Origin of the sequence: Stenotrophomonas sp. Br8 (genome assembly GCF_014763005.1) — a bacterium.
GTDB lineage: Bacteria > Pseudomonadota > Gammaproteobacteria > Xanthomonadales > Xanthomonadaceae > Stenotrophomonas > Stenotrophomonas lactitubi.
On the sequence record NZ_JACGTN010000026.1, the window covers coordinates 1 to 20,410 of the forward strand.

Here is a 20,410-nt window from a genome sequence, read left to right on the forward strand (position 1 = left end):
CATGGATGCCGCGGCCAAGCCTACAGGGACGTATTTACGGCGTCCCCCGCAACCGGACCCACCCCGCCATCCCTCAGTAGCCCAGCTTTTGACGTTGCTTCGGCCGTTGCCGTTGCCTCTGCAGGTGCAGGGTGCAACCCTGCAGAACACCACCACCCTACGGCAGCGTCGGTTGTGCAATCGGCCCCTGCGCACTACGATCCTGCGGTTCGCGCGCACACGCGTGCCCGTATTCCTGCTGAGCGCCCTGTGCGCCGCATCTGCCAACCCGAGGTCTTCATGGTCATCAAACCGCGCGTCCGCGGCTTCATCTGCGTCACCACCCACCCGACCGGCTGCGACGCCGCCGTCAAGCAGCAGATCGACTACATCCGTGCGCGCCCGCCGATCCAGAACGGCCCCAAGCGCGTGCTGGTGATCGGCGCCTCGACCGGCTACGGCCTGGCCGCGCGCATCACTGCAGCCTTCGGTAGTGGCGCTGCAACCCTGGGTATCTTCTTCGAGCGCCCGGGCAGTGAAACCAAGCCGGGCACGGCGGGCTGGTACAACTCCGCGGCGTTCCACAAGTACGCCGACGAAGCAGGCCTGTATGCCAAGAGCATCAACGGCGATGCGTTCTCCGACGAGGTGAAGGCGAAGACCATCGAGATGATCAAAGCCGATCTCGGCCAGGTCGATCAGGTGGTCTACAGCCTGGCTGCGCCGCGCCGCAAGCACCCCAAGACCGGTGAGATCATCAGCTCCACGCTGAAGCCGATCGGCGAGCCGATCACCCTGCGTGGTCTGGATACCGACAAGGAAGTGCTGACCGAAACCCACCTGCAGCCGGCGACTCCGGAAGAAATCGCCGGCACCGTCGCGGTGATGGGCGGTGAGGACTGGCAGATGTGGATCGACGCGCTGGCCGATGCCGGCGTGCTGGCCAATGGTTGCACCACCACGGCCTTCACCTACGTGGGCGAAGAGATCACCCAGGCGATCTACTGGAATGGCTCCATCGGTGCCGCCAAGAAGGATCTGGACGACAAGGTGCTGGGCCTGCGCGAGAAGCTGGCCAGGATCGGCGGCGATGCGCGCGTGTCGGTGCTGAAGGCAGTGGTGACCCAGGCCAGCTCGGCCATTCCGACCATGCCGCTGTACCTGTCGCTGCTGTTCAAGGTGATGAAGGCGAAGGGCACCCACGAAGGCTGCATCGAGCAGCTCGACGTGCTGTACGACATTCTGTACGGCGCCAAGGCCGATGGCGTGGCGGTCGATCGCCTGCGCCACGATCTGGTCGACGGCGATGGCCACACCGTCGCGCTGATCGATGAAGAAGGTCGCCTGCGCGCCGACTACAAGGAAATGACGGCCGACGTGCAGGGTGAGGTGCTGGCGCTGTGGCCGCAGGTGACCAACGAGAACCTGTACGAGATCAGCGATCTGGCTGGCTACAAGGCCGATTTCCTGCGTCTGTTCGGTTTCGGTGTCGAAGGCGTCGACTACGAAGCCGACGTCAACCCGGACGTGAAGATCCCCAATCTGGTCGATCTGACCTGATTGAAAAAGGCCGGCGCAAGCCGGCCTTCTTGATTATGTAGAGCCGAGCCATGCTCGGCTGCTCTTCGCTTGGACCCTGCAGCCGAGCATGGCTCGGCTCTACAGAGAGGCGTCAACCGAACTCGAAGTTCATCGCCGGGGCTGCGGGGCCGACGAAATCGCCCTGCACGTAATCCACGCCGGCACTGAACAGCAGTGTCATCGAGTTGGCGTCGCTGACGAACTCGGCCATGGTGCGGATGCCGGCTTCCTGTGCGCGTGCGGTGATCTGGCTGACCCGGTCGATGTTCTCGCGGGTGGCGGCCAGGTCGCTGGTGAAGCCGCGATCAAGCTTGAGGAACTGCGGCTGGAAGTGGGCCAGCAGCTGGAACGAATCCAGGCCCGAGCCGAACTGCTCCAGACCGATCCGGCAGCCGAGCGGTGCCACTTCCGCCAGGAACTGCTGGGCGCTGCGCAGGTGCGTGAACACCTTTGACTCCGGGGCATGCAGCCACAGGCGTTCGCCCGGTACGCCGTGTGCCTGCAACTGCTGGCGCAGCGTGGCGATCATCTTCGGATCGTCGAACGATTCCGGCGTGACCTTCACCAGCATCTGCGTCGGATGACCCTCGCGCGCACGCGCGCCCAGTACCGCGATCGCCTGCGAGACGACCCAGCGGTTGATGTCCGCCAGCAGGCCGTGTTCTTCGGCAATGCCGAGGAAGGCGGTCGGGCTCAGCAACTCTCCGTTGTGTTCCAGCCGCAGGTAGGCTTCATACAGCTCCAGCGACTCGCCCTGCAGGTTCAGCACCGGCTGGTAATGCAGCTGGAAGCCATCGCCTGCCAAGGCCTCGCGGATACGCGCGACCCAGCGCTGCACGCGCTCTTCTTCCACGCGATCGACAGCGGCCGGGTCGAAGATACGGCAGGTATTGCCGAGGGCGGCAGCGGCCTGCGTACATTCACTGGCGCGCGCCAGCACCTGGCCGATGCTGGCGATCTTCTCGCCCACCTGCACCCCGCCAATGCTGACGGTCACGGTGGCCGAGCGCGCACCGATGCTGAAGACGTGCGCGGCGTAGGCTTCGCGGATTCGCTCGGCCAGTGCCACGGTCTGTGCATAGGGACCGGACTGCAGCACGGCGAAACTGTGTTCGCCGAAGCGGGCCAGCTGCGCATCCTCGCCAACGACCTCGGCCAGCAAGGCGGCGAGGGCGCCGATCAGGGCGTCGGCCGAGGCCAGTCCGATATCCGGGATCAGACGTGCGTAATGATCCGGTTCGACCATCAGCAGGCCGAACTGACCCTCGCTGCGCCCGGCCTGTGCAACCGCGTCCTCGACCTGCAGCATGAAGGTCGGGCGGTTGAGCAGGCCGGTGACCTGGTCGCGCTGGCGCAGGTCTTCGACCTCGCGTGCCAGCTCCGGGTCGAATTCCATGCGCCGGCGGAACACCACCTGCAGGCAGGATTCGCCCTCGTAGGTGGCTGCGGTGAACTCCATCGTCGCCGGGAAAGCGTTGCCGTCCTGGTGGCGGGCGTCGAGCTGGTACTGCGGTGGTGGCGCTTCGCCGCGGCTGAGTGACTTCAGCAGCTGCTTGAAATCATCCACGTGCTGGGCGGCGACCATGTCCAGCAGCGAGATGCCTTCGACCTCCTCGAAATCCTCGTAACCGAACATCTCCAGGTAGGCATCGTTGGCGCGGATGTGCATGCCTTCGTGGACATAGGCAATCGGTTCACGCGACGAGGCGATCAGCGCGTCGCAGCGACGCTCGGTCTCGCGCATCTGCGCTTCGATCCGGCGCAGGCCGCGGCGTGCCTGCAGGTCGACCCACTGGTCGCGGACCACCGCCAGCAGGTGTTCGGCGCGCTGGCGCAGGGCGAGGGCGCGAACCCCGTTGCTGCTGGCCTGTACCAGTTCGTCCTCGTCGATGCGCTCGGCCAGCAGCACCAGCGGGATGTCCTTGCCGCTGGCGGCGATGTGCTGGGCCACCAGTGGCAGCGGGATGCTCTGCGAGGGCGCCGCCAGCACCAGGTCGATCGCCTGGCTGGCCAGTACCTGCGACAGCTCGGCCGAGTCCTGCGGGCGCCATGGGCGCACGGCGATGCCGCTGTTGCGCAGGGTGCTGACGATGGCTTCGGCGTTCTCGCCGCTGTCATCGACGATCAGCAGGCGGATGGTGATGTCGTTCGCGTTCTGCATGCACTGCTCCCCAATCTGCAAATCTAGATACACGATGCGTGGCGGCGCGTCCATGCGCGCAACGCTTGCGTGCCCGGAACGGCGATGCGGTTCACACCACGCAGCCGGCTGCGTGCCCGCTGGCCCAGGCCCACTGGAAGTTGTAGCCGCCCAGCCAGCCGGTCACGTCCAGCACCTCGCCGACGAAATGCAGGCCAGGCACGCGCTTGGATTCCAGCGTCGACGAAGAGACTTCGTTGGTATCGACACCGCCCAGGGTGACTTCGGCGGTGCGGTAGCCCTCGGTGCCGCTGGCCACCAGCGGGAATGCTGAAAGCACCTGCGCTGCCTTGCGTAGGTCCGGCTCGTCCAGCTGACGTACCGGGCGGTCAGGCAGCCAGTGCTCGCACAGGCGCTGCGCCAGTCGTTTGGGCAGCACATCGCCCAGCACTGTACGCAGTTCCGCGGCGGGGCGTTCGCGCTTCATCTGGCGCAGCCATCCGGCGGCATCCTGGCCGGGCAGCAGATCCAGCGACAGCGCGTCACCGGGTTGCCAGAACGAGGAAATCTGCAGGATGGCCGGGCCACTGACGCCACGATGGGTCAGCAGCATGAAGTTGCGGAAGCTGGTGCCGTTGCAGCTCGCCTCGACCGGCAGGGCGACGCCGCTGAGCTCGGCCAGGCGCTCCTGGTGGGTGCCGCTGAGTGTCAACGGCACCAGGCCGGCGCGCGTCGGCAGCAGCTGGTGGCCGAACTGGCGCGCGATCTCATAGCCGAACCCGGTTGCACCGAGGCTGGGAATGGACAGGCCGCCGGTGGCGACCACCAGCGAGGCGCAATGGAACAGGCCGTGCGTGGTGTGCACGCGGAAGCCGTCAGTGCCGTGCTCGATGCGCTCCACGCTGCACTGCGTGCGGATCTGCACGCCGGCCTGCTGGCACTCGTCCACCAGCATCTTCACGATCTGCTTGGACGAGACATCGCAGAACAGCTGGCCCAGCTCTTTTTCGTGATAGGCGATGCCGTGGCGCTCGACCATCTCGATGAAGTGGTAGGGCGAGTAACGCGCCAGCGCCGACTTGCAGAAATGCGGATTGGCCGACAGGAAGTTGGCCGGGGTGGTGCCGGTGTTGGTGAAGTTGCAGCGACCACCGCCGGACATCAGGATCTTCTTGCCGATCTTGTTGGCGTGGTCGATCACCTGCACATGCCGGCCGCGCTGGCCCGCCGTGATCGCGGTCATCAGCCCGGCTGCGCCGGCACCGATCACCAGCACGTCGCAGCGGATCGTGCTCATGCCTTGGCGCGCTTGCGCCAGTTGGGGATCACGTCCAGCTGCATCTGATCGTTGAGCAGCTGCACTTCGGCGTCCTGGATCAGCACGCTCCAGCGCATCGCACGCTGGATCTGCTGGCCCCACAGGTCGACGAATCCGCCGTCCAGGTCAACCACCGACAGGTTGTCGAAGCGGGCAAGGCCCTTGCCCTGTTTCTGCCACCAGATGTCCGACGCATTGCCGCCGTAGTTGACCACCTGCACCTGTCGGCTGCGGTTGCTGGCCTTGCGGATGCGCGACTCGTCCGGATGGCCGAGGTCGATCCACTGCAGGATGTCGCCGGTGTAGTCGTGTTCCCACAGGTCCGGCTCATCGTCGGTACTCAGGCCGCGGCCGAACTCCAGGCGGTCGCCAGCGTTCAGCGCGAAGGCGAGCAGGCGCACCATCAGGCGTTCGTCGGTTTCAGACGGATGCTGGGCCAGGGTCAGGTTGTGGGTCGCGTAGTAGCCGCGATCCATGTCGCTGATCTGCAGTTCGGCCTTGCGGATGGTGGCGGTGAGGGCCATGAAGATCCAGAGGGGTAAAGACCGTCAATGATAGAGGTTTGCCCCGGGGGTGTCCGGTATGGGGGTGTCGGCAGGGCGTGATCGGTGGCACGCTGGCCGCCCTGATGCTTCCGGCTTGCCCTGTCGTATGTCCCGTTCACCTCCGCGCCGGCTGCAGATCGACAGCGCCACGACCGCGCCATGACCACGCCCAGCCGACTGCAGCTGCCGCCCGGTAACTGGGTTTCCCTGCTGGAGGGGCTGTGTGCGCGCTTCCCGCGCATCGACCGGTTGCAGTGGGAGAGCCGCTTCGCGCGGGGGCGGGTGCAGGACGCGCAGGGCAGGGCGCTGGCGGCCGACATGCCGTGGCGGGTGGGGCTGGAGATCCGCTACTTCCGTGAAGTGGCTGACGAGCCGGTGATTCCCGTCGTGGAGACCATCCTGCATCACGACGCGCACCTGCTTGTGGCTGACAAACCGCACTTCCTGCCGACCGCGCCTGCCGGTGCCTTCGTGCGCGAAACCCTGTTGGCGCGCCTGATCGAGCGCACCGGCAACACCGAGCTGGTGCCGTTGCATCGGCTGGACCGGCTGACGGCCGGCCTGGTGTTGTTCTCCACCCGGCCGGAGACGCGCGACGCCTACCAGCGCCTGTTCCGTGAGCGCCGCATCGAGAAGACTTACGAGGCGCTGGCACAGGCCTTGCCCGATCTGCGGTTTCCGCTGGAGCGGCACAGCCGGCTGCAGCCAGGGGAGCCGTTCTTCCGTATGGTCGAAGGTCCCGGCGAACCGAATGCGCGGACCCGTATCGAGGTCATCGATGCGCACGGCCCGGTCTGGCGCTACCGGCTTGTGCCGGAATCCGGACGCAAGCATCAGCTGCGCGTCCATATGGCTGCGCTCGGCGCGCCGATCCTGGGCGACGGGTTCTACCCGCAGCTGCAGGACCGGCCGCAGGGTGAGGGCGAGCCGCCGTTGCAGCTGCTGGCGCAGGCACTGGCCTTTGATGATCCGCTGACGGGCCAGCGGCGCAGCTTCCGCAGTGCGCGCACCTTGAGCGTTTCCGGCTGAGGTACAGCTGGACTCACCTGTTCGGGCGGCGCGCCAGCCAGCGGTCCAGCTCGGCAGCGAACAGCTGGCGGTCGCGCGCGCCCAGAGGAGGCGGTCCGCCGGTCTGCACGCCCGAGCCACGCAGCTCTTCCATGAAATTGCGCATCGACAGCCGCTCGGCCATGTTGTTGGGGGTGTACAGCTGGCCGCGTGGGTTCAGGGCCACCCCCTTCTTCTCCAGCACCAGGGCGGCCAGCGGGATGTCCTGGGTGACCACCAGGTCGCCGGCGGCCACCCGCTCGACAATGGCGCTGTCAGCCACATCCAGTCCCTGCGGCACCTGGATCGAACGCAGCCAGCGCGAGGGTGGGGTGCGGATCCACTGGTTGGCGACCAGGGTCAGTTCCACACCGACCCGTTCAGCGGCGCGGAACAGGATGTCGCGAATGACGACGGGGCAGGCGTCTGCGTCCACCCAGATGCGGGGGAGCAGGGGTTCAGCTCGGGTTTCAGCTTCAGTCATTTACCCAGTGTAGGGTAGGAAAAACCTGAATGGGGGCCCGGGTTTAGCCTCGATCTGGTGCAACCCCTTGCCCTGCCTAGGGACCGGCCATTTGTCGCTGAATATCAAGGCTATCGCTTTTTGCTCAAAACACGCGTATCGTCTGGCCCACTGTGTTTGCTAGGGTCACCGTGAATCGTGGCCTGGTGCAGTTGATCTCACGATCCGCTCATCGATCCGCTTTACCAACGCCTGCAACTCAGTCTCGGCCCCGATACCCGGTGGCTGCGATTTTTTTCAACATGTGTTTCAGGAGTTAGTAAATATGTCTGATCGTCAGACCGGCACTGTCAAGTGGTTCAACGACGCCAAGGGCTTCGGCTTCATCACCCCGGAAAGCGGCCCGGACCTGTTCGTGCATTTCCGCGCGATCCAGGGCACCGGCTTCAAGACCCTGCAGGAAGGCCAGAAGGTTACCTTCGTCGCCGTCCAGGGTCAGAAGGGTATGCAGGCTGACCAGGTGCAGGCGGTCTAATCCGTCTGCTACCGTTTGGTAGCCAGAACGCCGGGAGCGAAAGCTCCCGGCGTTTTTCGTTATGGGCTTCCTGTAGCGTCGAGCCAGGCCCGGCTCTACAAAGGGCATGCACCCGGCACGGTACGATGCAGGCCTCCCCAAGGATCGTCCCCATGCGCATCGTCCATCATCTGGAAAACTCCCGTTCGCTGCGCGTGCTGTGGATGCTGGAGGAGCTGGGGCTGGACTACGAGCTGCGCCGCTACCCGCGCGACCCGAAGACGATGCTGGCGCCGCCGGAACTGCGCCAGGTGCATCCGCTGGGCAAGGCGCCGGTGCTGCAGGATGGCGATCTCATCCTCGCCGAATCCGGCGCCATCCTCGACTACCTGGTTGACCGCTACGACGTGCAGCGGCAGCTGTCGCCGTCGCCGGTGCCGGCCGACGGCAAAGAGCGCATCGACTACCGCTACTGGCTGCACTATGCCGAAGGCTCGGCGATGCCGCCGATGCTGCTGACGCTGGTGATCAGCCGCATCCGCAGCGCGCCGATGCCGTTCTTCGCGCGGCCGATTGCCCGCAGCATCGCCGACAAGGCCGAGCGCGGTTTCGTCGGCCCGCAACGACGCCTGCATCTGGACTGGATGGAACGGCGCCTGGCCGAAAGCCCGTGGTTTGCCGGGGAGCGCTTCACCGCCGCGGACATCCAGATGAGCTTCCCGATCCAGGCAGCGGCCGCACGCGGCGGCGGGCTGGACGACAAGCCGGCATTGCGTGGCTTCCTCAAGCGCATCGGTGAGCGTCCGGCCTACCAGCGTGCCGAGGCGCACGGTGGGGCATTGCAGGCCCTGCGCGGCGATTGAGGACGGCCATCCTCGCCCCCATGCTGTGCTCATGGATACCACAGCTCCCCAGTTCGACAACCGCCTGCTGAATCTGTTGCCGGGCGATCCCGAGTCCGGCCCGCGCCGGCGCGAAGTGCTGGGTGCGGCGTGGTCGCCGGTGATGCCGACGCCTGTTGCAGCGCCGGTGCTGCTGGCGTGGTCGCCGGAGGTTGCCGCGCTGCTCGGGTTCGATCCTGCGCAGGTCGATGATGAAGGCTTCGCCCAGGTGTTCGCTGGCAACGCGCTGTATGCGGGCATGCAGCCGTGGGCGGCCAACTATGGAGGCCATCAGTTCGGGCATTGGGCCGGGCAGTTGGGTGATGGTCGCGCCATCTCGCTGGGCGAGTTGATCGGCGCCGATGGCAGGCACTGGGAACTGCAGTTGAAGGGCGCCGGGCCCACGCCGTACTCGCGCGGCGCCGACGGCCGTGCGGTGCTGCGCTCGTCGATCCGCGAGTTCCTGTGCAGCGAGGCGATGCATCATCTCGGCGTGCCGACTACCCGCGCCCTGTCGCTGGTGGGAACCGGCGAGGACGTAGTGCGCGACATGTTCTATGACGGTCATCCGCGCGCGGAGCCTGGCGCGATCGTCTGCCGGGTATCGCCCTCGTTCCTGCGTTTTGGCTCATTTGAACTGCCCGCTTCACGTGGCGAGACCGCACTGCTGAAGCAGATGGTCGACGCCTGCATCGCCCGCGATTTCCCGGAACTGAAGGGGCAGGGCGAAGCGCTTTATGGCGACTGGTTCGCACAGATCGCCGTGCGTACCGCAGAGATGATCGCGCACTGGATGCGCGTCGGTTTCGTGCATGGGGTGATGAACACCGACAACCTCTCGGTGCTCGGCGTGACCCTGGACTATGGCCCGTATGGCTGGGTCGAGGACTTCGATCCGGACTGGACGCCGAACACCACCGATGCGCAGGGGCGTCGCTATCGTTTCGGCACCCAGCCGCAGGTGGCGTACTGGAACCTCAGCCGTCTGGCACAGGCGCTGTCGCCGTTGTTCGCCGATGTGCAGCCGCTGCAGGCAGGGCTGGCCGCCTACCAGGCGACCTTTGTCGCCTGCACCCGTCGCGATGTGGCGGCCAAGCTGGGTCTGGCAGCGGCCGACGATGCCGATCTGCAGCTCTACCAGCGCTGGCAGCAGCTGATGCAGGACGGTGGCATGGACATGACCCTGGCATGGCGTGCGCTGCTGCGCATCGATGCCAATGCACCCGATGCGGGGGTACTGGCCGAAGTCTTCTACGACCCCGAGCGGCAGCACGCGGTGCAGGAACCTCTGCAGCAGTGGCTGCAGGATTACGCGGCCCGACTGCGTGCCGATCCACTGTCGGCACCAGAGCGGTTCGCGAAGATGGGCGCAGCCAATCCGCTGTATGTGCTGCGCAACTGGTTGGCACAGGAAGCAATCGACCGCGCCGAGCAGGGCGACCTGGGCGGTGTGCACGCCCTGCAGGACGTACTGCGTGATCCGTACACCGAACGCCCGCGGCTGGAGCATTACGCCGGCAAGCGCCCAGCGTGGGCAGACAATCGCGCAGGCTGTTCGATGCTGTCCTGCAGTTCCTGAGGGTGGGTTTTGGCAGGGCTGCGCCCTGCACCTGCAGAGGCCAGGTCAACAGCCAGAGCAAAAGCTGGATTCCGTGGTTTGGCGGGGCGGTGTCGGAGTGCGGGGGCGCCGCAAGTACGTCCTTGTAGGCTTGGCAGCCGCTTGCTCGTGTGCGCGCTCCTGCGCACACGGCAAGACCGGGGTTGGGCAGGACGCCCCGCACTCCGACACCGCCCCACCTCCGACAGATTCCCGCTGCTGTGGGTAGGTGTCGACCTTGGTCGACACGGTAGATCCACGCCATGCGTGGATGCTCTTCGTTCAATTCTCGAAATATTCGATTTCGATAGAGATTCATCCACGCATGGCGTGGATCTACTGGCTACCGGCAAACTGTCGAAGGCGGGGCACTGTGGGTTTGCGGGGTGTGAGCCGCATGGATGCGGCGACCAAGCCTCCATGGACGGATTCACGGCGCCCCCGCAGACCCACAGTGCCCCGCCATCCCACGGAATGCACGCCGTTGCTGTTGCTTCGGCTGTTGCTGCTGCCTCTGCAGGTGCCGGGTGCAGCCCGGCCGAACCGCTCAACAGGCAGCCGGCGCCCGGAACAGGTACCCTATGCCGCCATCAGACAACCGAATCGCCATGACCGACGCCATCGTCGCTCCGCAGTGGGCCTCGCGCCTGCGCGACATCGCCGACTTCCCCAAGCCGGGCATCCTGTTCAAGGACATCATGCCGCTGCTCGCCCACAGCGAGGACTTCCGTGGCGCGATCGCAGCGATGGCCGATCGCTGGCGCGGGCAGAAGCTGGACGCGGTGGTCGGCATCGAATCGCGTGGCTTCATTCTGGGCGCGGCCATGTCGCTGGAACTGGGCGTCGGCTTCGTGCCGGTGCGCAAGCCGGGCAAGCTGCCGGGCAAGGTGCTGCGCGAGGAATACACCCTGGAATACCGCAGCGACTGCATCGAAGTGCATGCCGACGCGCTGCCCGCAGGTGCGCGCGTAGCGATCATCGATGACGTGCTGGCAACCGGCGGCACGCTGGTTGCTGCGTTGTCGCTGGTGCGCCGCCTGGGCGTGGAAGTAGTCGGCGCCGGCGTGCTGGTCGAGCTGGACGGCCTGGGTGGCCGTGGCCGCTGGGAAGCGGATCTGCCGCTGCACACCGAACTGGTGTTCTGATTCCGGTAGCTGCCAACCTTGGTTGGCACCGCGTGGATGGGCGAACCAAGGTTGGCCACTACCAGGTCAAGTCGCTGCCAACCGTGATTGGCAGCGCTCCTTCAATCACATCATCCGCACGCGGAACCGTCGGCCCTTGATCTTGCCGGCTTCCAGCTTCGCCACCGCCTTGTTGACCTGCTCGCGGGCGATAGCCACATAGGAGCGGGTCGGGAAGATCGCGATCTTGCCGATGAACTTGGCCGACAGGCCGGCGTCGCCGGTGAGTGCGCCGAGGATGTCGCCCGCGCGCAGCTTGTCGGTCTTGCCGCCATCGATACGCAGGGTGCGCATCGCCGCCTGCGGCAGCTCGGCCGGGCGCGACGTCGCCAGCGGCGTTTTCTGCCAATCCAGCGGCTCGCCGCGCTGCGCTTCGATGGCGTCGGCGCGGTTCTTTTCGCGGCCTGCCACAAGGCTGATCGCCAGGCCACTGGCGCCGGCACGACCAGTACGGCCGACACGGTGCTGGTAACTCTCGACGTCGGTCGGCAGCTCGTAGTTGATCACTGCTGCCAGCTCTTCCACATCCAGCCCGCGTGCGGCGACGTCGCTGGCAACCAGCACGTTGCAGCTGCGGTTGGCCAGGCGCAGCAGCACTTCCTCACGGTCGCGCTGCTCCATGTCGCCATGCAGGGCGAGCGCGGAGAAGCCGAACTGCTGCAGCGAGTTGGCCACTTCGTCCACGTCCTTGCGGGTGTTGCAGAACACCACGGCCGATTCAGGCGTGTACTTCAGCAGCAGGCCGGCCAGTGCCTTCTGCCGGTGCGCCGGTTCGACCTCGCAGAACAGATGACGGATGGCCGGCGCCTGATCGGCGCCTTCCACGGTCACTTCCACCGCATCGCGCAGCAGGTCGCGGGCCATGGCGCGAATGGTGTCGGGGAAAGTGGCCGAGAACAGCAGGCTCTGGCGATCGCGGTGGGTACGGCCGGCGATCTCACGGATCGGCTCTTCGAAACCCATGTCGAGCATGCGGTCGGCTTCATCCAGCACCAGCGTACGCACGGCGCCCAGATTCAGTGCGCGCTTGCGCGCCAGTTCCTGCACGCGGCCGGGCGTGCCGACCACCACGTGCGGATCGTGGCTTTCAAGCGACGCCAGCTGCGGGCCCAGCGGCGTGCCGCCGGTCAGCAGCAGCAGCTTCAGGTTGGGGATGCCGGTGGCCAGCTTGCGGATCTGCTTTGCCACCTGGTCCGCCAGCTCGCGGGTGGGGCACAGCACCAGCCCCTGCACGCGGATCAGGCTGGGGTCGATGGACTGCAGCAGGCCCAGGCCGAAGGCAGCGGTCTTGCCGCTGCCGGTAGGGGCTTGGGCAATGACATCGCGGCCATCAAGAATGGCGGGCAGGCTCTGCGCCTGGATCGGCGTGAGGGTGGTGTAGCCGAGGGCATCCAGGCCGGGCTGCAGGGCCGGGCTCAGCGGCAGGGTCGAGAAATCAGTCATGGCGCATTGTACCTGTGCGCGCGGCCGGTCCCGCCGTCGTTCACGATTGAGGGGGCGCCCGGTAGCGGCCGACCTTGGTCGGCACCTCGGCCGAACGTCCCCTCAACCCAGCCCCAGGGCCACCAGCCGATCAGCCATCGCCTGCAACTGCTCCGGGGTGGCTGGCTTTCCAGCGGCCCTGGGTTCCAGCAGCAGCTGGTGGAACCACGGGTTGGCGTGCTGCGTGTCGAAATTGAACGCACAGCTTGCCTGCTCGCCCATCACCGCCTGCACGATCCCGATCAGCGTGTCTTCGGCTTCATCGACATTGCCCGGCCCATAGCGATCATCCAGCAGGCGCAACGGGATCGGCAGCAGGGTGGGAGATGCGGGCATGCCTCAAGTCTAACGATCCACGTTGGACAGGAGCAGGAGGAGACTCAGGCCGCGTCAACATGGAACTGGATCAGGCCGCAGTGCAGGCACTCGAACGTGTAGAAACCGATATCTCCACCGGGCGCGTAGTCGCTGACCAGCTCCGACCAGAGTATTTCGTCGGCGCTATTGGCCGCGCACCATGCCGCGATGGTCGTTGCCGAGGCCTGACTCACCTGTTCCATGGTGGCGTCGCCCAGGAAGCGGCAGACATCGCTGCAATGTGCCAGCCATTTTTCGCCTTGAAAACTGACATAGCCTGGCGTGCGCAGGGACAGCTCTTCCAAGGCGGTTTCGGGCACTTCTTGGTCGACATCCAGACTGCAGGCAAATGCCACATCCAGTGCCGACGCTGCACGGCCATCGGCAATGCACCAAGGGCAGATCTGCTCTGAATAATCTTCGCGCCCTGCGTGGATGGCATCGCGCAGGTACACGTATCCACGCGCTTGCTGGCAGACCCTGCAGGCAGCCGAGGACGGCCCCACGTTGCCCGTCGCAACCGGGTCCGGGTGGTAGTGGAAGTTTGGAAAGTCATTGATGCTCATGGCGTCCATCCAGTGCAGCGCAGGGGACGTTCTTGTACGACCTGCGGATGGTCCAGGCAAGCTGGGAGGGTCGCTCAGCCCAGCACCGCCAGCACACCCTGATGGATCGCCAGGCCGCCGAACAGCAGCCAGCCGAACAGGATCAGCGCCAGCAGCAGCGGCTTCAGACCGGCCTGACGCAGGGCCGAGACGTGGGTGGTCAGGCCCAGTGCGGCCATCGCCATCGCCAGCAGCACCGTATCCAGCTGCACCAGCGCTGCCTGCAGCCCGGCCGGCAGCAGGTGCAGCGAATTGAGGCCGGCAACCGCCACGAAACCGAACGCGAACCACGGCACCACGATCCGGGCCTTGCCGCCGTCCGCCGCCGCCTTGCCGCCGCGCGCCAGCCACAGCGACAGCGCGATGAGGAACGGTGCCAGCAGCATCACCCGCACCATCTTGGTGATGACAGCGGTATCGGCGGCCGGCTCGCTTACCGCGCGTCCGGCGGCGACCACCTGCGCGACCTCGTGCACCGTCGCGCCGGTGAACAGGCCGTACTGCTGTGCGTCCATCGCCAGCCAGCCATGTGACTGCACCAGCGCGTACAGCGCGGGATACAGGAACATCGCCAACGTGCCGAACACCACCACCGTCGACACCGCCACCGTCACCTGCGCAGCACGGCCGCGCACCACCGGTTCGGCGGCCATGACGGCGGCCGCACCGCAGATCGCGCTGCCGGCACCGATCAGCATGGCGGCCTCGCGCTCCATCTTGAACACCCGCACGCCCAGCCAGCAGGCCAGGCCGAAGGTGCTCGCCACCACCAGTACGTCCATCAGCACGCCGGCGATGCCGACGTGGCCGATGTCCTGGAAGGTCAGCCGCAGGCCGTACAGCACGATGCCCGCGCGCAGCAGCCAATGCTTGGAGAAGCCGACGCCCGCCGCGCTGGCAGGGGCCAGCCGTGGATAGAACGTGTTGCCGACCACGATGCCAGCGACGATCGCCACGGTCAGCGCGCTCAGGCCGTGCGCCTGCAGCCAAGGCAGCTCGGCCAGATACAGCGAAGCGGCCGCGACCAGGCCGACCAGCAGCAGGCCGGGCAGCCGCGGCTGCCAGCGCTGGCGCAGGGCGGGCAGGGACCAGGAGGAGAGAGCAGGGGCGTTCATGGCAGTGGAAGGGTCTGGAGAGGCCATGCCAGCGTGCGCTCGCCACATTGACCTGTAAAACGAATAATATTGGTGAAAATTACCTATGTGGCAGGTTGAATGTGCGCCTGACCCTTCGCCAGCTGCAGGTCTTCGTCGCCATCGCCGATCACGGCAGCACCACGGCCGCCGGCCAGGCCATCGCCCTCTCGCAATCGGCCAGCAGCGCCGCGCTGCAGGAACTGGAGGCGCATTTCGGCACGCCGCTGTTCGACCGCATCGGCCGTCGTCTGGCGTTGAACGGCCACGGCCGGGCGTTGCTGGAACCGGCGCGCGCGCTGCTGGTCAATGCCGCCGATCTGGAGCGGCAGTTGGCGGCGGGCGGTGACCCGGCCCAAGGCGCACCACTGCGGCTGGTACTGGCGGCCAGCACCACCATCGGCAACTACCTGCTGCCGCCGCGTATCGCCGAACTGCTGCGGCAGGCGCCGCAGGCCGAGGTCGATCTGCGCATCGACAACAGTGCAGGCGTGGTGGCGGCCGTTCAACGGTTGGACGTGGATGCAGGATTGATTGAAGGCCCATGCCACGAACGCGGACTGCAGGTGACCGCCTGGCAGCAGGATCCGCTGGTGATCGTGGCAGCGGCGGATGCGCCTCCGCGCTGGTCGCTGGATGAACTGCGCGCAGCGCGTTGGCTGCTGCGCGAACCCGGTTCAGGCACCCGCGAGGCCGTAGAACAGGCATTGCTGCCGTACCTGCACGGCTTCGCACAGACCCTGCAGCTGGGCAATACCGAAGCCATCAAGCAAGCCGCCATCGCCGGTCTCGGCCTGGCCTGCCTGTCCCGCCACGCGCTGGAAGAACCGCTGGCCCTGGGCCGCCTGCGCATTCTGGAAACCCCGCTACCCGCCCTGCAGCGCACGCTGTGGCTGGTACGCCACCCCGGCAAGCGATGGTTGCCGGGCCTGCAGGCGTTGTTGGGGGAAGTGGAGTAGTCCGCCGCAATCCAGTCGATTGCATCCATTGATGGATCCTGCAGCGATCATCCACGCATGGCGTGGATCTACGTGTCGACCAAGGTCGACACCCACCAAGAGCAGGCCATGCCATTCCGACAGATCGCGGGAAACTGTCTGAGGCGGGGTGATGTGGGGCTGCAGGACCGTTGGCGCCATGGATGGCGCCATCGAGCCCCCATGGAGGGGTTTACGGCGTGTCCTGCAGCCCCGCCATCCCACTGCAAGCCCGCTTCAGGCTGTTGCTGTTGCTGCGGCCGTTGCCCCGCGGGTGCCGGGCGCCGCCCGGCCAAGCCCCGCAACCCGCTACAATGGTCGGATGCCTCTGATTACTCTGCAAAACGTCGACTTCAGCGTCGGCGGCCCCCTGTTGCTGGAAAAAGCCGAACTGTCGATCGAACCGGGCGAGCGTATTGCCCTGATCGGCCGCAACGGCGCCGGCAAATCGACCCTGCTCAAGTTGCTGTCTGGCGACCACAAGCCCGATGACGGCGAAGTGCGCGTGCAGCAGGGCGTGCGCGTAACCCGCCTGGAGCAGGAAGTGCCGCATGGCGCCGCCGGCAGCGTGTTCGACGTCGTCGCCGACGGCCTGGGCGAACTGGGCCAATGGCTCGCCGAATTCCACCACCTCAGCCACGCCGACGTGTTCGATGGCGAAGCGCTGGGCAACGTGCAGGCGAAGATCGATGCCGCCAACGGCTGGGGCCTGGATCAGCGCGTCAGCGAGACCCTGACCAAGCTCGACCTCGATGGCGAAGCGGAGTTCGCGCGCCTGTCCGGCGGCATGAAGCGCCGCGTGCTGCTCGGCCGTGCGCTGGTCTCCAGCCCCGACCTGCTGCTGCTGGACGAACCGACCAACCACCTGGACATCGAAGCCATCGACTGGCTCGAAATGTTCCTCAAGAACTGGAACGGCAGCGTGGTCTTCGTCACCCATGACCGCCGCTTCCTGCGCGCGCTGGCCACCCGCATCGTCGAGATCGATCGCGGCCAGGTCACCAGCTGGCCGGGCGACTGGGCCAACTACGAGCGCCGTCGCGAAGAACGCCTCAACGCACAGGCGCAGGAAAACGCGCGATTCGACAAGCTGCTGGCGCAGGAAGAAGTGTGGATCCGCCAGGGCATCAAGGCACGCCGCACCCGTGACGAAGGCCGCGTGCGCCGCCTGAAGGCGATGCGCAACGAGCGTTCGGAGCGCCGCGACCTCAGTGGCAACGTCAAGATGGAAGCGGCCCAGGGCGTGAGCTCGGGCAAGAAGGTCATCGACATCAAGGACATCTCGTTCGCCTTCGGCGATCGCACGATGGTCCGTGATTTCTCCACCACCATCCTGCGTGGTGACCGCATCGGCCTGATCGGCCCCAACGGCAGTGGCAAGACCACGCTGCTGAAGCTGCTGTTGGGCGAGCTGCAGCCGCAGAAGGGTGAAGTCAACGCCGGTACCAACCTGCAGGTTGCGTACTTCGACCAGTACCGTGCAGTGCTGCGCGAAGACTGGAGCGCGATCGAGAACGTGGCCGAAGGCCGCGATTTCCTCGAGTTCAACGGCAAGCGCAAGCATGTGCACGCCTACCTGCAGGACTTCATGTTCACCCCCGAGCGCGCGCGCGCGCCGATCACCCGCCTGTCCGGTGGCGAGCGCAACCGCTTGCTGCTGGCCAAACTGTTCGCGCAGCCGTCCAACCTGCTGGTGATGGACGAACCGACCAACGACCTGGACGTGGAAACCCTGGAGCTGCTGGAAGAGCTGCTGGGCGAATACAACGGCACGTTGCTGCTGGTCAGCCATGATCGTGACTTCATCGACAACGTGGTGACATCCACCCTGGTGATGGAAGGCGATGGCGTGATCGGTGAGTACGTGGGCGGCTACAGCGACTGGCAGCGTTACGCGGCCAGCGTCGCTGCCGCGCCTGCGGTGGTGTCCGCGGCCAAGTCCGCTACCGCTGCGCCGGTGGCGGCTGCGGAACCGGCTGCGCCCAAGCGCAAGCTTGCCTACAAGGAAGCGCGCGAGCTGGAGCAGTTGCCCAAGACGATCGAAAAGCTCGAAGGCGATGTCGAAGGCCTTACTGCAGCGATGAACGATCCGTCGTTCTACACGCGCAGCAGCGCCGAAGTGACCGCGCACACCCAGCAGCTGGCCAAGGTGCAGGCCGAACTGGATGCCGCGTACGCGCGCTGGGAAGAGCTGGAAGGCTGAGGGCTGATCGGCGCCCGGGTGCGCCGATTGCTGTAGAGCCGAGCCCATGCTCGGCTCCTGGAAGCCAAAGCAGCCGAGCGCAGGCTCGGCTCTACAGAAGAACAGCGGAGCAGGGCGCGGCTACGGATGCGAGGGCGCCGTGGCGCCCATCAATCATTTAACCCCGTGCAGATCCCGCAGCTGGCTCGTGCGGCTGCCAAAGTACGCCGCCAGATCGGCGATGTCCTGATCGCTCAGGTCCTTCGCCTGCGGTGTCATCAGCGCATGCTGGCGGTCACCGGCACGGTAGGCCTGCAGCGCGTGCGCCAGGTAATCGCCATATTGCCCACCCAGCTTCGGGTAGGTCGGATCGATCGGCGCATTGCCGTCGGCACCGTGGCAATCGATGCAGCTCTGGCTGGTGGCCTTGCTCTTGACCTTGGCGCGGGCCTCACCGGCGGCTTCACGCCCGGCAGGCAGGCCAGCGGATGAAGACGATCCGTGCTCGCCGCTGGCATGGCCGGGATCGCCGGCGGATTTCTCGCTGTTCTCCACCTGTGACTGCGAGCAGGCCGCCAGCAGCAGGGCGACGGACAGGGCGATGGCGTGACGCAGTGGATGCGCGGCTTTCGACATGGGCGGGCCTTACTTGACGGTGGACAGGTAAACAGCGAGATCGGCGATCTCCTGTTCGCTGAAACTCATCGACTGTGCCTGCATCGTGGGATGCCGGCGCTTGCCCTGGCGGTACTCGGTCAGGGCCTGGGTCAGGTACTGCTGGGTCTGGCCACCGATCTTCGGTACCCGGTAACTGGGGTAGGCGTTCTTGTAACCGGTGATACCGTGGCAACCCTGGCAGGTATAGGCCAGCACACGGCCATTGTCGAAACTGCCGGTGGGCGTGGCGGCCGCCGGCACAGGGGCCGTAGCCGGTGCCGGGGTGGGTGCTGCAGGAGCAGAAGCAGGAGCGGGCTGTGCGGCGGCCCCGAGGGGCAGGAGGACGGCCAGAGCGAGACAAGCGGCGAGCGGCTGCGGGCGCATGGTGTCTTTTCCGGGGATTCGGGTCTGGTCGTTCCGGCGTGGGGTACGGAACGACCCGAGTATAGCCTCAGGTTTCATCTAGCTGAAATGGGGTTGGCCCGACCGGCGGCGTGAATGCACCATGACCTTTGGGATATGGTGTTGCCGTGAAGTGGTGCATTACTTTGCTACCACACCTGCCCACGCATCCTCCAGGGATCTGACGATGTCGCACCAAACCTTCCTGCCCGGCCCCCGCAGCGGACTCTGCGCTGCCGCGCTGCTGCTCTCCACCTCCCTGCTGCTGAGCGGTTGCGCCGCTGGGCCCAACAACGAGGCCAAGGCGGCCGAGACCAAGGACGAGAAGAAGGTCGACGCGGTGCCGGTGGAAGTGGCCGTGGCCAGCCATCGCGCAGTGGCCGCCAGCTACACCGGAACCGCGGCACTGGAGCCGCGCGCCGAATCGCAGGTGGTGGCCAAGACCTCTGGCGTCGCGTTGGCGGTGCTGGTCGAGGAAGGGCAGCGGGTCAGCGCCGGGCAGCCTCTGGTGCGGCTGGATCCGGACCGCGCGCGCTTGTCCGTAGCGCAGAGCGAAGCGCAGATGCGCAAGCTGGAAAACGACTATCAGCGTGCACAGAAGCTGGTCAGCCAGCAGCTGGTCAGTGCGGCCAGCGTCGACCAGCTGCGCTACGACCTGGAAAACATCCGCGCCCAGTACCGCCTGGCCACGCTGGAACTGTCGTACACCACCGTGGTCGCACCGATTTCCGGCGTGATCGCCTCGCGGTCGATCAAGACCGGCAACTTCGTGCAGATCAACACGCCGATCTTCCGCATCGTCGACAACTCGCGGCTGGAAGCCACCCTCAACGTGCCCGAGCGTGAGCTGGCGACGTTGCGCGCAGGCCAGCCGGTCACGTTGTCGGCCGATGCGCTGCCGGGCCAGACCTTCACCGGTGTCGTCGACCGCATCGCGCCAGTGGTCGATTCGGGCAGTGGCACCTTCCGTGTGGTCAGCGCCTTCGATGGCGCCGCGCAGTCGCTGCAGCCGGGCATGTTCGGCCGCATCCGCATCGACTACGACCAGCGTGCCGATGCGCTGGTGGTGCCGCGCCTGGCACTGCTGGACGATGGCGAGCCGGCGGTGTTCCGGGTGCGCGAGGGCAAGGTCGCGCGGGTGCCGGTCAAGCTTGGCTACGCCGAAGGGCCCTGGGTGGAGATCCGTGAGGGCCTGGCCGCTGGCGACCAGATCGTCACCGCCGGCAAGGTCGCCCTGCGCGATGGCACGGCAGTGCAGGTGATCGCCGATCCGAAGGCCAAGGCGAAGACGGTAGCCACCTCGGCCAAGCCGGCAGAGAAGGCCGGGAGCACGCAATGACCGCGCCCGGCCACGACCACGGTGCCT

At 66.4% G+C, this 20,410-nt stretch carries 19 protein-coding genes; 9 read left to right on the top strand and 10 right to left on the bottom strand.

What is annotated here, in order from left to right:
- The first annotated feature begins 279 nt into the window (after positions 1 to 279).
- On the top strand, positions 280 to 1,539 hold the full coding sequence (fabV, locus tag H3005_RS20140) for an enoyl-ACP reductase FabV (RefSeq protein WP_191078900.1): 1,260 nt from the start codon (positions 280 to 282) through the stop codon (positions 1,537 to 1,539).
- A gap of 112 nt (positions 1,540 to 1,651) precedes the next feature.
- On the opposite strand, the gene H3005_RS20145 is transcribed toward fabV, so the two are convergent.
- The 3 genes from H3005_RS20145 to H3005_RS20155 form a co-directional block, all read right to left on the bottom strand.
- Positions 1,652 to 3,721 (bottom strand): EAL domain-containing protein, encoded by a 2,070-nt coding sequence (locus H3005_RS20145; protein WP_191078901.1) that lies wholly within the window; start codon positions 3,719 to 3,721, stop codon positions 1,652 to 1,654.
- A 91-nt stretch (positions 3,722 to 3,812) separates the two neighbouring features.
- On the bottom strand, positions 3,813 to 4,997 hold the full coding sequence (locus H3005_RS20150; protein WP_180167508.1) for an NAD(P)/FAD-dependent oxidoreductase: 1,185 nt from the start codon (positions 4,995 to 4,997) through the stop codon (positions 3,813 to 3,815).
- Positions 4,994 to 5,542 (bottom strand): YaeQ family protein, encoded by a 549-nt coding sequence (locus H3005_RS20155; RefSeq protein WP_025875114.1) that lies wholly within the window; start codon positions 5,540 to 5,542, stop codon positions 4,994 to 4,996. Before H3005_RS20155 ends, H3005_RS20150 begins: the two co-directional genes overlap by 4 nt.
- A 180-nt stretch (positions 5,543 to 5,722) precedes the next feature.
- On the opposite strand from H3005_RS20155, the gene H3005_RS20160 reads away from it, so the two are divergent.
- Entirely contained in the window at positions 5,723 to 6,592 is an 870-nt protein-coding gene (locus H3005_RS20160; protein ID WP_191078902.1) for a pseudouridine synthase, read from the top strand.
- Between the two features lie 13 nt (positions 6,593 to 6,605).
- On the opposite strand, the gene H3005_RS20165 is transcribed toward H3005_RS20160, so the two are convergent.
- Complete coding sequence (locus H3005_RS20165) at positions 6,606 to 7,094, bottom strand: YaiI/YqxD family protein (RefSeq protein WP_049466875.1); 489 nt, start codon at positions 7,092 to 7,094, stop codon at positions 6,606 to 6,608.
- 304 nt (positions 7,095 to 7,398) lie between these two features.
- On the opposite strand from H3005_RS20165, the gene H3005_RS20170 reads away from it, so the two are divergent.
- The 4 genes from H3005_RS20170 (at position 7,399) to H3005_RS20185 (ending at position 11,210) form a co-directional block, all read left to right on the top strand.
- Positions 7,399 to 7,608: a cold-shock protein gene (locus H3005_RS20170; RefSeq protein WP_025875108.1), complete on the top strand. Its 210-nt coding sequence runs from the start codon at positions 7,399 to 7,401 to the stop codon at positions 7,606 to 7,608.
- A gap of 152 nt (positions 7,609 to 7,760) precedes the next feature.
- A complete protein-coding gene (locus tag H3005_RS20175) occupies positions 7,761 to 8,450 on the top strand; it encodes a glutathione S-transferase (RefSeq protein ID WP_100552295.1) in 690 nt (229 codons plus the stop codon).
- 31 nt (positions 8,451 to 8,481) lie between these two features.
- Complete coding sequence (locus H3005_RS20180; protein WP_100552296.1) at positions 8,482 to 10,047, top strand: YdiU family protein; 1,566 nt, start codon at positions 8,482 to 8,484, stop codon at positions 10,045 to 10,047.
- A 626-nt stretch (positions 10,048 to 10,673) separates the two neighbouring features.
- Positions 10,674 to 11,210, top strand: coding sequence for an adenine phosphoribosyltransferase (locus H3005_RS20185; protein ID WP_100554089.1), 537 nt, complete (start codon positions 10,674 to 10,676; stop codon positions 11,208 to 11,210).
- Between the two features lie 105 nt (positions 11,211 to 11,315).
- Here H3005_RS20185 and dbpA read toward each other — a convergent pair whose 3' ends face one another.
- The 4 genes from dbpA to H3005_RS20205 all read right to left on the bottom strand — a co-directional run bounded on the left by dbpA (position 11,316) and on the right by H3005_RS20205 (position 14,808).
- The gene (gene dbpA, locus H3005_RS20190) at positions 11,316 to 12,692 is read right to left on the bottom strand and encodes an ATP-dependent RNA helicase DbpA (RefSeq protein WP_089240500.1); all 1,377 of its coding nucleotides are present in this window, start codon (positions 12,690 to 12,692) and stop codon (positions 11,316 to 11,318) included.
- Positions 12,693 to 12,794: 102 nt separating this feature from the next.
- Positions 12,795 to 13,067, bottom strand: coding sequence for a hypothetical protein (locus H3005_RS20195; RefSeq protein WP_100552297.1), 273 nt, complete (start codon positions 13,065 to 13,067; stop codon positions 12,795 to 12,797).
- A 44-nt stretch (positions 13,068 to 13,111) separates the two neighbouring features.
- On the bottom strand, positions 13,112 to 13,654 hold the full coding sequence (locus H3005_RS20200) for a CbrC family protein (RefSeq protein WP_191078903.1): 543 nt from the start codon (positions 13,652 to 13,654) through the stop codon (positions 13,112 to 13,114).
- 74 nt (positions 13,655 to 13,728) lie between these two features.
- Complete coding sequence (locus H3005_RS20205) at positions 13,729 to 14,808, bottom strand: YeiH family protein (RefSeq protein WP_100552299.1); 1,080 nt, start codon at positions 14,806 to 14,808, stop codon at positions 13,729 to 13,731.
- Between the two features lie 101 nt (positions 14,809 to 14,909).
- Between H3005_RS20205 and H3005_RS20210 the strand changes: the two genes are divergently transcribed.
- Together H3005_RS20210 and H3005_RS20215 are read left to right on the top strand one after the other, a co-directional pair.
- Positions 14,910 to 15,785, top strand: a complete 876-nt coding sequence (locus H3005_RS20210; RefSeq protein ID WP_100554090.1) for a LysR substrate-binding domain-containing protein — start codon at positions 14,910 to 14,912, stop codon at positions 15,783 to 15,785.
- 340 nt (positions 15,786 to 16,125) lie between these two features.
- Positions 16,126 to 18,006: an ATP-binding cassette domain-containing protein gene (locus H3005_RS20215; protein WP_100552300.1), complete on the top strand. Its 1,881-nt coding sequence runs from the start codon at positions 16,126 to 16,128 to the stop codon at positions 18,004 to 18,006.
- 153 nt (positions 18,007 to 18,159) lie between these two features.
- Here H3005_RS20215 and H3005_RS20220 read toward each other — a convergent pair whose 3' ends face one another.
- Both H3005_RS20220 and H3005_RS20225 read right to left on the bottom strand, forming a co-directional pair.
- Positions 18,160 to 18,621, bottom strand: coding sequence for a cytochrome c (locus H3005_RS20220; RefSeq protein WP_099821251.1), 462 nt, complete (start codon positions 18,619 to 18,621; stop codon positions 18,160 to 18,162).
- Positions 18,622 to 18,630: 9 nt separating this feature from the next.
- The gene (locus tag H3005_RS20225) at positions 18,631 to 19,026 is read right to left on the bottom strand and encodes a c-type cytochrome (protein ID WP_100552301.1); all 396 of its coding nucleotides are present in this window, start codon (positions 19,024 to 19,026) and stop codon (positions 18,631 to 18,633) included.
- A gap of 205 nt (positions 19,027 to 19,231) precedes the next feature.
- On the opposite strand from H3005_RS20225, the gene H3005_RS20230 reads away from it, so the two are divergent.
- On the top strand, positions 19,232 to 20,383 hold the full coding sequence (locus H3005_RS20230; protein WP_100552302.1) for an efflux RND transporter periplasmic adaptor subunit: 1,152 nt from the start codon (positions 19,232 to 19,234) through the stop codon (positions 20,381 to 20,383).
- Positions 20,384 to 20,410 lie beyond the last annotated feature (27 nt).

What these genes read in the sequence shown, in the direction of transcription:
- fabV (WP_191078900.1), top strand. Translation starts at nt 280, where the DNA reads ATGGTCATCAAACCGCGCGTCCGCGGCTTCATCTGCGTCACCACCCAC.
- H3005_RS20145 (WP_191078901.1), bottom strand. Translation starts at nt 3,721, where the DNA reads ATGCAGAACGCGAACGACATCACCATCCGCCTGCTGATCGTCGATGAC.
- H3005_RS20150 (WP_180167508.1), bottom strand. Translation starts at nt 4,997, where the DNA reads ATGAGCACGATCCGCTGCGACGTGCTGGTGATCGGTGCCGGCGCAGCC.
- H3005_RS20155 (WP_025875114.1), bottom strand. Translation starts at nt 5,542, where the DNA reads ATGGCCCTCACCGCCACCATCCGCAAGGCCGAACTGCAGATCAGCGAC.
- H3005_RS20160 (WP_191078902.1), top strand. Translation starts at nt 5,723, where the DNA reads ATGACCACGCCCAGCCGACTGCAGCTGCCGCCCGGTAACTGGGTTTCC.
- H3005_RS20165 (WP_049466875.1), bottom strand. Translation starts at nt 7,094, where the DNA reads ATGACTGAAGCTGAAACCCGAGCTGAACCCCTGCTCCCCCGCATCTGG.
- H3005_RS20170 (WP_025875108.1), top strand. Translation starts at nt 7,399, where the DNA reads ATGTCTGATCGTCAGACCGGCACTGTCAAGTGGTTCAACGACGCCAAG.
- H3005_RS20175 (WP_100552295.1), top strand. Translation starts at nt 7,761, where the DNA reads ATGCGCATCGTCCATCATCTGGAAAACTCCCGTTCGCTGCGCGTGCTG.
- H3005_RS20180 (WP_100552296.1), top strand. Translation starts at nt 8,482, where the DNA reads ATGGATACCACAGCTCCCCAGTTCGACAACCGCCTGCTGAATCTGTTG.
- H3005_RS20185 (WP_100554089.1), top strand. Translation starts at nt 10,674, where the DNA reads ATGACCGACGCCATCGTCGCTCCGCAGTGGGCCTCGCGCCTGCGCGAC.
- dbpA (WP_089240500.1), bottom strand. Translation starts at nt 12,692, where the DNA reads ATGACTGATTTCTCGACCCTGCCGCTGAGCCCGGCCCTGCAGCCCGGC.
- H3005_RS20195 (WP_100552297.1), bottom strand. Translation starts at nt 13,067, where the DNA reads ATGCCCGCATCTCCCACCCTGCTGCCGATCCCGTTGCGCCTGCTGGAT.
- H3005_RS20200 (WP_191078903.1), bottom strand. Translation starts at nt 13,654, where the DNA reads ATGAGCATCAATGACTTTCCAAACTTCCACTACCACCCGGACCCGGTT.
- H3005_RS20205 (WP_100552299.1), bottom strand. Translation starts at nt 14,808, where the DNA reads ATGAACGCCCCTGCTCTCTCCTCCTGGTCCCTGCCCGCCCTGCGCCAG.
- H3005_RS20215 (WP_100552300.1), top strand. Translation starts at nt 16,126, where the DNA reads ATGCCTCTGATTACTCTGCAAAACGTCGACTTCAGCGTCGGCGGCCCC.
- H3005_RS20220 (WP_099821251.1), bottom strand. Translation starts at nt 18,621, where the DNA reads ATGTCGAAAGCCGCGCATCCACTGCGTCACGCCATCGCCCTGTCCGTC.
- H3005_RS20225 (WP_100552301.1), bottom strand. Translation starts at nt 19,026, where the DNA reads ATGCGCCCGCAGCCGCTCGCCGCTTGTCTCGCTCTGGCCGTCCTCCTG.
- H3005_RS20230 (WP_100552302.1), top strand. Translation starts at nt 19,232, where the DNA reads ATGTCGCACCAAACCTTCCTGCCCGGCCCCCGCAGCGGACTCTGCGCT.